This is a genomic window from Wolbachia endosymbiont of Nasonia giraulti (assembly GCF_048054155.1).
Classification (GTDB): Bacteria; Pseudomonadota; Alphaproteobacteria; order Rickettsiales; family Anaplasmataceae; genus Wolbachia; species Wolbachia pipientis_C.
The window spans coordinates 1-9328 of sequence record NZ_JAFEVH010000034.1 but is presented as its reverse complement, the minus strand read 5'-3'; the positions used below and the strand labels follow the sequence as shown (position 1 = coordinate 9328).

At 34.4% G+C, this 9328-nt stretch carries 12 protein-coding genes and 1 riboswitch; of the genes, 8 read left to right on the top strand and 4 right to left on the bottom strand.

Annotation, left to right across the window (positions count from 1 at the left end):
- Window positions 1–196: 196 nt before the first annotated feature.
- Genes grxD through JR312_RS04745 form a run of 3 tightly spaced genes read right to left on the bottom strand, consistent with a single transcriptional unit; the run spans window position 197 to window position 2107 of the window.
- The gene (gene grxD, locus JR312_RS04755) at window positions 197–514 is read right to left on the bottom strand and encodes a Grx4 family monothiol glutaredoxin (protein WP_416647857.1); all 318 of its coding nucleotides are present in this window, start codon (window positions 512–514) and stop codon (window positions 197–199) included.
- Between the two features lie 16 nt (window positions 515–530).
- Window positions 531–749, bottom strand: a complete 219-nt coding sequence (locus JR312_RS04750; RefSeq protein ID WP_416647856.1) for a BolA/IbaG family iron-sulfur metabolism protein — start codon at window positions 747–749, stop codon at window positions 531–533.
- 38 nt (window positions 750–787) lie between these two features.
- Window positions 788–2107 carry a malic enzyme-like NAD(P)-binding protein gene (locus JR312_RS04745; RefSeq protein ID WP_416647855.1) on the bottom strand — a complete coding sequence of 440 codons (1320 nt, stop codon included), beginning with the start codon at window positions 2105–2107 and terminating at the stop codon, window positions 788–790.
- 119 nt (window positions 2108–2226) lie between these two features.
- Between JR312_RS04745 and pgsA the strand changes: the two genes are divergently transcribed.
- From pgsA to JR312_RS04705, 8 genes are all read left to right on the top strand, one after another.
- Window positions 2227–2769 carry a CDP-diacylglycerol--glycerol-3-phosphate 3-phosphatidyltransferase gene (gene pgsA / locus JR312_RS04740; RefSeq protein ID WP_264330557.1) on the top strand — a complete coding sequence of 181 codons (543 nt, stop codon included), beginning with the start codon at window positions 2227–2229 and terminating at the stop codon, window positions 2767–2769.
- Between the two features lie 100 nt (window positions 2770–2869).
- A complete protein-coding gene (locus JR312_RS04735) occupies window positions 2870–3850 on the top strand; it encodes a hypothetical protein (RefSeq protein WP_416647854.1) in 981 nt (326 codons plus the stop codon).
- A 67-nt stretch (window positions 3851–3917) separates the two neighbouring features.
- Window positions 3918–4595 carry an outer membrane protein assembly factor BamD gene (gene bamD / locus JR312_RS04730; protein WP_264330555.1) on the top strand — a complete coding sequence of 226 codons (678 nt, stop codon included), beginning with the start codon at window positions 3918–3920 and terminating at the stop codon, window positions 4593–4595.
- Between the two features lie 7 nt (window positions 4596–4602).
- Window positions 4603–5343, top strand: coding sequence for a YebC/PmpR family DNA-binding transcriptional regulator (locus tag JR312_RS04725; RefSeq protein ID WP_211907905.1), 741 nt, complete (start codon window positions 4603–4605; stop codon window positions 5341–5343).
- The gene (locus tag JR312_RS04720) at window positions 5340–6380 is read left to right on the top strand and encodes a M23 family metallopeptidase (protein ID WP_416647853.1); all 1041 of its coding nucleotides are present in this window, start codon (window positions 5340–5342) and stop codon (window positions 6378–6380) included. The genes JR312_RS04725 and JR312_RS04720 overlap by 4 nt, the downstream gene beginning before the upstream one ends.
- Window positions 6364–7233 carry an SPFH domain-containing protein gene (locus tag JR312_RS04715; protein ID WP_416647852.1) on the top strand — a complete coding sequence of 290 codons (870 nt, stop codon included), beginning with the start codon at window positions 6364–6366 and terminating at the stop codon, window positions 7231–7233. Before JR312_RS04720 ends, JR312_RS04715 begins: the two co-directional genes overlap by 17 nt.
- Before the next feature lie 76 nt (window positions 7234–7309).
- Window positions 7310–7412: riboswitch (TPP riboswitch) on the top strand.
- The gene (locus JR312_RS04710; RefSeq protein ID WP_416647851.1) at window positions 7401–7685 is read left to right on the top strand and encodes a SemiSWEET family sugar transporter; all 285 of its coding nucleotides are present in this window, start codon (window positions 7401–7403) and stop codon (window positions 7683–7685) included. (Overlaps the previous riboswitch by 12 nt.)
- Window positions 7657–8337, top strand: a complete 681-nt coding sequence (locus JR312_RS04705) for a thiamine diphosphokinase (RefSeq protein ID WP_416647850.1) — start codon at window positions 7657–7659, stop codon at window positions 8335–8337. The genes JR312_RS04710 and JR312_RS04705 overlap by 29 nt, the downstream gene beginning before the upstream one ends.
- A gap of 724 nt (window positions 8338–9061) precedes the next feature.
- On the opposite strand, the gene JR312_RS04700 is transcribed toward JR312_RS04705, so the two are convergent.
- Window positions 9062–9214: a hypothetical protein gene (locus tag JR312_RS04700; protein ID WP_416647849.1), complete on the bottom strand. Its 153-nt coding sequence runs from the start codon at window positions 9212–9214 to the stop codon at window positions 9062–9064.
- Window positions 9215–9328: the final 114 nt, after the last annotated feature.

The window sequence follows — 9328 nt, the reverse complement described above, 5'->3', positions numbered from 1 at the left end:
GATGACAGGATATTTGTTTCTAATTCTTTATAATCTACCAAACCAGTAGTTCTATTTGCTTGACTCATATCAAACCTCCATTTTTTATATCAATTTATTACTTTTTTTTCGGTTTGACACACTTTTTTGAACGTTCCCAAGTTTTTAATCAGGCTAGGTGTGAGGCACGCCTATTTTTTTCTTGCTTATTTCCTTACTAAACAATCTGTTTTTCTTTCAATAAACTCTGTAATTCACCTTTTTCATACATCTCGCGGATTATGTCACAGCCACCAATAAACTCTCCCTTTATATATATTTGTGGAATTGTTGGCCAATCAGAAAAACTTTTTATGGACTGACGTATTTCATCATTCTCAAGTACGTTGATGCATTTAAACTTTACATTCAAATTTTTGAGAATTGATACGACGAGCCCAGAGAATCCACATTGAGGAAAGTCATAGGTGCCTTTCATATACAGCACTACATCGTTTTCTGCTATGTCTTTTTTTATTTGTTCAAAGTTGTTCATAAATATCACCTTAATTTTAAGCTCCAGTTTCTAGTTGCAATGCATGTATAGACTGACCTTCAAGAGCCTTGTATACCATTCTGTGTTGTTCTATTTTTGTCTTTCCAGAGAAACACTTGGAAGTTATTTTTAAATGGTAGTGATCATCATCTTCAGCAAGGTCTTTAATTTTTATATCAGCATCAGGAAATGATTGTTTGATAATTTTCTCTAACTCGTGAATTGTAATAGTCATCAGTTTATTTTAATTATAAGTCTAAAATATGCAATTGATTATTGTGAAGACAATAGATTCAGCGTGCTGAGAGCACTAGCAAGACGAGATTTTAATTGACTTGCATACTCATTCCAGTCCTTTATTTCCTTTCTTGCTACACCTGAGGTAACTGCAGCTTTTGCAACAGCAGGAGATACTATAGAAATTAATCTTGGGTCAAATGGAGTAGGTATTATATATTCACGTCCATAGCTCATTTTACGACCACCATAGGCTGCAGATATCTCGTGCGGCACTGGCTCGCGAGCAAGCTTTGCTATTGCATCTGCAGCAGCAATTTTCATTTCATCATTTATTGTCGTTGCATATACATCAAGTGCCCCTCTGAATATGTAAGGAAATCCCATTACATTATTGACTTGGTTGTTATAATCTGACCTACCAGTTGCAATTATTGCATCTGGCCTTACAGATTTTGCAAATTCAGGCCTTACTTCTGGATCAGGGTTAGCAAGAGCAAAAATGATTGGGTCTTTACCCATGCTTTTTAACATTCCTTCACTGAGCACATCCTTTGCAGAGAGTCCGATGAATACATCAGCATCTTTTATGGCATCGAGTAGAGAACGTTCTTTAGTGTCAATTGCATATTTTTCTTTCCACTCATTCATATCCTCTTTTCTGTCTTTGTGTATTACTCCTTGTTTATCGCATAGTACTATGTTCTTAGCACCCATAGACTTCAGTATTTCCAAACACGCAATACCAGCTGCTCCAGCACCATTCATGATGATCTTTACATTTCCTAATTTCTTTCCAACAATATCGAGGGCATTTTCTATACCAGCTGCAACAACTACTGCAGTGCCATGTTGATCATCGTGGAACACCGGAATATCCATCAACTCATTTAGACGTTTCTCTATTATAAAACAATCAGGAGATCTTATATCTTCTAGATTTATTCCCCCCCAACTTGGACCAAGATACCTTACTGCATTGATGAAATCTTCTATGTTTTCTGTGTCAACTTCTATATCAATTGCATCAATGTCAGCAAAACGCTTAAATAAAACAGCTTTGCCTTCCATGACGGGTTTTGAAGCAAGAGGACCGATATTGCCAAGTCCCAGGACTGCGGTGCCATTTGAAATGACAGCCACATAATTGCTTTTTGCCGTGTAATCATAAACAGCTTTAGGATTTTTAGCTATTGCAAGGCATGGGGCTGCAACACCAGGGGAATAAGCAAGTGATAGGTCATGCTGTGTGGATAAGGGTTTTGTTGGTATAACCGATACCTTACCAGGTTTACCACTTCTATTATGGTACTTAAGTGCTTCTTGTTTTGTGGTGTTATCTAAATCATTATTCATGCTTTGAGCTTATTGTTAGTAATTTTTTAAGTATATGGGGTTTTTATGAATGTTCAACTATTAGCTTGTGAATTCTGTTGTACTTCTGTATAAGTTTATCTACCAATAGTGTGACTTACATGCTTAAGAAAAACGTGCCTAATTTGCTAACAATTTCTCGTGCGCTCGCGATACCGGCAATAATATCAAGCTTTTATATAGAAAGTAAATATGCAAGTCTAATAACAATATTGATCTTTATGTTTGCGTGCATTACAGATTTTTTTGATGGTTATTTAGCACGTGCATGGAAAGTCCAATCGAATTTTGGCAAATTATTTGACCCAATTGCTGATAAGTTAGTAGTAGTTTCAACAATAATCATGCTAGTTTATAAGCAAAAAATAGATGATGTTACAATCATACCGTCAGTTATAATTGTTTGTAGAGAGATATTAGTTTCGGGTTTACGAGAGTTTTTGATAGCTACAAACGTTAGTCTACCTGTGAGCAAAGCTGGGAAAATTAAAACATTTTTTCAGATGGTTGCTATAGTGGCGTTAATAATGAGTGATTATGAAACAACTAAATACATAGGTGTGATTTGTTTGTGGGCTGCAGCTGTTATGACTATGTGGTCAGGCTATAATTACGTTCTAGCTGGCATCAAACAGATTGACTAAATTGCTTAAGAGTATACAAAGAAAGTTAATAATTTCACAATATTGACTGATTAGTTAAAATCCTGTATAATGTATTAGTTTATAAATTAGTCAAGTTTGTATGACTGGTATTATTATAGATAGCTTTAATACTGAGTCTTCCTTTAAGAGATCAAGTTCTGAGAAAGATACTAAAATAGAGGATTTTTTTCGAGATTTCTGGTCAACAGTTGATGAAGAAGAAAAAAAGAGAAAAAAACTTGAGCAAGAATTATTAATACTTGAAGAAGGAAAAAAAAAGCAGAAGCTGGAACAGGAGTTATTAACTTTAAAAAAAAGAGAGCTAAATAGAAAATGTGTATCATTGGCAACAATGGTTCCATTTGCATTGCTGATGGCAATTGAGCTCGAAAAAACATGTAGCGATCAGGTATTACTTGGCCTTATAAGCGGTGCATTAGGCCATATTATATTACCTTTCACAGTCTTATCTCTTATTTGCACGCTATATTTAATTTATAATAATAGAAAAATAGCAGAAAAAGAACGAGAGTTGGAGAATATTGAAGATGGAGAAAAAGAAAAGAGAGACATTCCTTATACAGTTGATGATTACTGTAACTATGCTGATGCTGCTTTAGTTACATTAGTTATTGTGGCTAGCATAGTAAGCGAAGCATTGGCACAAGGAATAATAGAAGACGTAGCTTTTTCAATTTCTAGTATATTCTACTTTGTAGCGAGTGCTACTTTTTGCTATTGTGAGTACAAGAAAAATAAAAATTCTGAATTAGAAAAAGAGCAAGGCTTTGATGAGAAATTTGAAAAAAAGACAAGCAATATGTCTACAGCTAAGTTAATGCTTGCTGGTTCTTCTTTATTACTAATTAGGAGGATAATGTTGATTTCTGAAGTAGCATTAGCATCATCTGCTGTTGGGCCTGCTTTAGGTCTGGTAGGTATTGCTCTTTTGATGGTCGGAAGTGGATTGATCATACATTCTTATATTAGAAAGCTAGAGAACGTAGAAGTGAGTGGAAAAGGTGTTCCAACAGGTGCTGGTATAGGTAATATAGGGAAAGGGCAGGTTTTTGCTCGATGATAATGCCAAAAATTTGTTTATTTAGGTAATATTTAGTCTATACTTTATTTTGATCAAAAAAAATCTTATGTATAAGACTTTAATCATATGCTTTTTTCTCCTTATTTGCTCCTTTGTGCAGTCGTATGGGAATGATCTGGAACACACTGAAACTGAACTATATGAGGAGGCAGTTAAGCTTTATGATCAGAAAAAATATAAGCAAGCTATTAGAGCATTTCAAAAGATAGAGGATTTGTATCCTTTATCTTATTGGGCAATGAAAGCAAAATTATTATCTGGAGTTTCTTACTATAATATGGGTAACTACAGCAGTGCTGCAAGTGATATGGATGATTATATATACGTTTATCCAAATGGTGAAGATTTGCCATATGTATATTACTTAAGAGTATTATCTTATTACATGCAAATTAATAAAGTGCAGCTTGGGCAACAAATTGCATATAAAACTTTAGAGCTAGCTACTGAATATATTAATCTTTTTCCGAATAGCGAATATATAGAAGAGATCAAAGAAAAAGAAAAATTAATCACAGAACATATATCAAAAAAAGAGTATTCTATTGGTGAATTTTACCTAAAGCGTGGTGAATATTTAGCAGCAATTAAGCGTTTTCAAAATATGATAAGCGATAAATATTCTTCTAGAGTTATTAGTTATTTAATAACAGCTCACTTAGCTCTTGGCCTTGACTTAGAAGCTGAGCAGTATGAAAATATGTTAGCAGAAGGGGTGAATTAGTTTTCTTATGGCTGGTCATTCACAGTTTTCAAATATAAAACATCGAAAAGGTGCTCAGGATGCAAAGCGCTCGCAAAAATTTACGAAGCTCATTAGGGAAATAACAGTTGCTGCAAAACAAGGGCTGCCTGATCCCGAACTCAATCCACGTCTTCGCTCTGCTATCTTTGCTGCGCGAAAGGAAAATCTACCAAAAGATAAAATAGAAACAGCAATAAAAAATGCAGCTGGTAACGTTGCTGGAGAAAGTTATGAAGAAATACAATATGAAGGCTGCGGACCTTCTGGTGCTGCACTTATTGTCCATGCTCTGACAAATAATCGCAACCGAACTGCTTCTGAGATACGTTATATCTTTTCTCGCAAAGGCGGTAATTTGGGAGAAACAGGATGTGTGAGTTACCTTTTCGATCATGTAGGCTTAATTGTCTATAAAGCAGAGGGTATAAATTTTGAAGATTTATTTAACTATGGAATTGAATTAGAAGTATTGAATGTTGAGGAAAATAACAAAGAAGAATTATATGTTATAACTTGTGAAGTAAAAGACTTTGGTAAAGTACGTGACGCTTTCTATACAAAATTTGGAGAACCAGAACTTGCTCGTCTTTCATGGCAACCAAAGGACCTGATTGAAGTTAGCGACAAAGAATTAATTGATAAATTATCTATATTAGTTGAAGAGCTAGAAGATAATGATGATGTGCAGTATGTTGAAGGTAATTTTATTTTTGCTGATAAACTATGAGGCTGGTAATACTTCCACTGCTTTGTATTTTACCAGCATATTCAACTGAAACATTTGCGCAGAAAGACTATTGTCATTCCAGTGCCCAGACACTGGAATCCAGCAAAATTGATTGTAAACAGCACGCTATACAACATTTTCGATTAAAAATTTGGTCAAGCACTGAAATGACACTAACCCACTCTCCAGTGTTATTCCAAGACGGGATCAGAAAAAAAAAAGCTGCTTTGGTGACAGAAAGTGATAGAAAGTTGTTATTCATATCCAGTGACATAAAATCCTCTTTTTTTGATGCAGAAGGTTTGGCGCCAGATACAATAATGAGATTAATCAGCATATATAAAGATTATGGTGTAGATTTTAAAAAAGACATTGTGCCCAAAAGCAAGTTGGAAGTTCTGTGTGAGAGTGATCAGAAGGCTGAAGAAAAAATTTTATATACTTCACTCACAACAAGCAATAAAGCTATAAGTTTATATTATTATGAGTCACAAAACGGCAAAGAAGAGTATTTTAATAAAGAGGGGATAAGCTTAAAGAGTTTCGTAAGTCCTTTGAACGGAGATTTTCGTATATCCTCGAATTTTGGTAATAGAAAGCATCCCATTCATGGTAAAATTGCTTTTCATAAAGGAGTAGATTATGCAGCTAAACTTGGCACTCCTATACACGCCACTGCAGAAGGTGTAATAGAATATATAGGAAAGAATGGTGGCTATGGGAATTACATCAAAATAAAGCACAACAATAAATATTCAACTTGTTACGCACATATAAGCAAATTTAGTAGCGATATAAAGTTAGGCTCTAAAGTAAAGCAGGGACAAATCATTGCTTATGTTGGCAGCACTGGTGTTGCAACAGGACCTCATTTACATTATGAAGTTATATATAATGGTAAACATATTGATCCGCTTACGATAGCTCATGGCAATGAGATAAAGTTGCCTGATCGTGAATTAAGAGAGTTTAAATTATTTGTAAGTAGGGTAGATGAAATAATCAGCAGAGAGGGTGCAAGTGAAAAAGCAATCTGATGAAGACAGTACAGATAAAAATACAATAAATGATAGAAATCTAAGTAAAATTCGGGCTTTTCCTGTACTAATAGCGCTAGGGTTAATTTTATTGGTACTTTTTGTGTATGACAGCACAATTGCACTTGGAGTTGCTGCTGTTTCAATATTGACTTTTTCTCAAGGATTTTTCGTTAATGATCCTAATGAAGCAAGAGTGATAGAGTTTTTTGGTCATTATATTGGAACTTATTTTAAGTCTGGAATATGCGTAACGCTTCCGTTTTCGAGTAAATATAGAGTTTCTTTGAAATTTCAGAATATCAATACAGAAAAAATTAAAGTTAATGATGCTAATGGAAGTCCGATAGAGATTTCAGTAGTAATTGTTTGGAGAGTGAGCAGTCCTGCGAAGGCATATTATAATGTTAATAATTATCATGATTTTGTTTTTGTGCAAAGTGACTCGGTAATTAGAGAACTGGCAAGTAATTATCCGTATGATAGCGAAAACGATGAAGAATCTTTGCGTAAAAACTCTGACAAAATTTCAAATGAATTGCGGTCAATGCTACAACAAAGATTGAATATTGCTGGAATTGAAATTACAGAAGCGAGAATATCGCATTTGGCGTATTCATCTGAGATTGCACAGGCAATGCTGAGGCGTCAACAAGCACATGCCATCACCTCTGCAAGAAAGCATATAGTGCAAAATGCAATAGGAATTATCGAAGAAGTAATAGCCCATTTTGAAAAAAATAAAAGCTTACGATTGGATGGAAAACAAAAGGTTCAATTGATAAACAATTTGCTAGTTGCTCTGATCTCTGAGCAGGATGCACAGCCGACTATTAGTTTGGATAATAATTAGCATAGAAGCCGATTGGGTTTCATGAATGCAAGTCACTGTTAATTTCTTGATTAATAGACTAAATGATGTTATAAATTACACGCATTAGGGGTGCTCTAAAAAAGCTGAGAGTACATAAAGTACAACCCTTTGAACCTGATCTTGTTAAAACAAACGTAGGAAAATGTATGTATATAAATATTGAAGAATGCTTTGGCTTCATCGCGTTCATTACATCTCTTATTGGGTTATTGCCTCAAGTATATAGAGCATATATCACAAAACTTACTCGTGACGTATCGATGCTAATGTTGGTGAATTATCTTATTTGTTCATCATCTTGGCTTATTTACGGTATTTGTCAGGGTTTAACTTTTGTGATACTCAGTAATATTGCTGGATTAGTGATCAGTATAATATCAATTGTTCAAAAATGTTACTACGATGCAAAAACTGCACGAAGCGCTTTATAACCATATGCTACATTGTAGCGTGGAGCAAGAATATCGTTCTATTGTAGTATTAAATGGAGAAATACCTGATTCATCGTTTTTTAAACAAGATATACCTGTTATTGCTGTAGATGGAGGAGCAAATAAGCTTCTATCAATTGGCGTAAAACCTGATCTTGTAATAGGAGATTTGGATAGTATAAATCCGAATTTACGTGCTAATTTAAATACAGTATATCTACCTGATCAAGATTATTGCGACTTTTCTAAAGCAATGGCTCACTTAAAAACAGTAAAGTTATTGCCATCAATAGTAACGGGTATTACTGGAGGAGCAATTGATCATATACTACAAAATATTAACTTTTTTTTAAGTACAGATAGTATCTTTTATATGCCTTCGCCTCCCATGGTGGGGTACGCATTACAAAAAGGTATTAGCTATTTTTCCTCTTTGCTAAAAAATACTAAAATATCCTTACTTGGTATACCGAAAGCTCAAATATCAACTAAAGGATTACAATGGGAACTGTACCTTAGTAACCTTGCTTTTCCAGGAAAGAATTCTTGCTTTAATCGAAGTTTAGGCAATGAGTTATCTATAGAAATACACAGCGGCGTGTGTTTAGCAATGATATATTTAGAAGCAGTAAATGATGATGGTGTGTATTGAGTTAAAACATTAAGAAAAAAAAAGTAGAAAAACCGTGTTAACACTAATTCTAAAAACTACAGGCGCCTGTTATTAGCTAAAGTAAAGGTCAAATATCTGGAATTCTGGACATAAAATCCTCCTGTATAAAAAAGATTCAGAATGTACACACAACAGATGTGGCTGAATTTTTATTGAAAAATTGGTTAAAAGGTCTGCAGACCGAGATAGATTTTGAGCTCTCTAAATATCTCTACTATCATTATAATGGCATCTTGAGTATGCGGAAGCAATTTTTTCATTAAAATAAAAAATTTTATTCTACAGCTCAAAAAGGAGTTTGCTAATTTTCACACTGAATCGGATTCCACCACTCAAACCTAGAAACTTTAATGTATCAAGGTATCTGTTCAGGGGAATGTGCAAGCCAATGCTCCCTTTTTTGTCATTCAAGTAGTCTTTTCTTGTCATTCAGGTAGCTCCTTATTGTCATCCCAGTGCTTGACACTGGGATCCACTCTTTCGTAATTTCATCAATAAAAACTTAGGATTACTTTTGTACCCAAAATTTCTGGATCCCAGTGTCAAGCACTGGGATGACATTGTCTTGAATGGGAATCGTTTCGTAATACACCAAAGGTTGTGAACCAAAAGAGCGTCATTCCAGTCTGGAATCCATTATACTCCGTAAATTTAATTGGTTTCATGACATCAACTTTTGCATTCCAGTTATGCAAGAAATCTATTATATAATATTATTATCACCCTCTTGATAGTTTGTTAGCTCCTCTCCTCCTGAGTTACTTGGTGCAATTATTTGATCAGATTCAGTTGATGGTTCATCAGATCCAAACAACCATGAAAAAAATCCACGGGAACGTTCAAAAAAGTGTGTCAAACCGCATTTTCAATTCAACTCAATTTTTAACCTACCAGGAAAAAAGATATCAAGTTGAGACATAGTTAAAGCCCAATTAGGCAAAGCAGTAATCCACTTTTGCTCTACCTTTTT

Coding starts and splice junctions, on each gene's coding strand:
- grxD (WP_416647857.1), bottom strand. CDS start 514: ATGAACAACTTTGAACAAATAAAAAAAGACATAGCAGAAAACGATGTA.
- JR312_RS04750 (WP_416647856.1), bottom strand. CDS start 749: ATGACTATTACAATTCACGAGTTAGAGAAAATTATCAAACAATCATTT.
- JR312_RS04745 (WP_416647855.1), bottom strand. CDS start 2,107: ATGAATAATGATTTAGATAACACCACAAAACAAGAAGCACTTAAGTAC.
- pgsA (WP_264330557.1), top strand. CDS start 2,227: ATGCTTAAGAAAAACGTGCCTAATTTGCTAACAATTTCTCGTGCGCTC.
- JR312_RS04735 (WP_416647854.1), top strand. CDS start 2,870: ATGACTGGTATTATTATAGATAGCTTTAATACTGAGTCTTCCTTTAAG.
- bamD (WP_264330555.1), top strand. CDS start 3,918: ATGTATAAGACTTTAATCATATGCTTTTTTCTCCTTATTTGCTCCTTT.
- JR312_RS04725 (WP_211907905.1), top strand. CDS start 4,603: ATGGCTGGTCATTCACAGTTTTCAAATATAAAACATCGAAAAGGTGCT.
- JR312_RS04720 (WP_416647853.1), top strand. CDS start 5,340: ATGAGGCTGGTAATACTTCCACTGCTTTGTATTTTACCAGCATATTCA.
- JR312_RS04710 (WP_416647851.1), top strand. CDS start 7,401: ATGTATATAAATATTGAAGAATGCTTTGGCTTCATCGCGTTCATTACA.
- JR312_RS04705 (WP_416647850.1), top strand. CDS start 7,657: ATGCAAAAACTGCACGAAGCGCTTTATAACCATATGCTACATTGTAGC.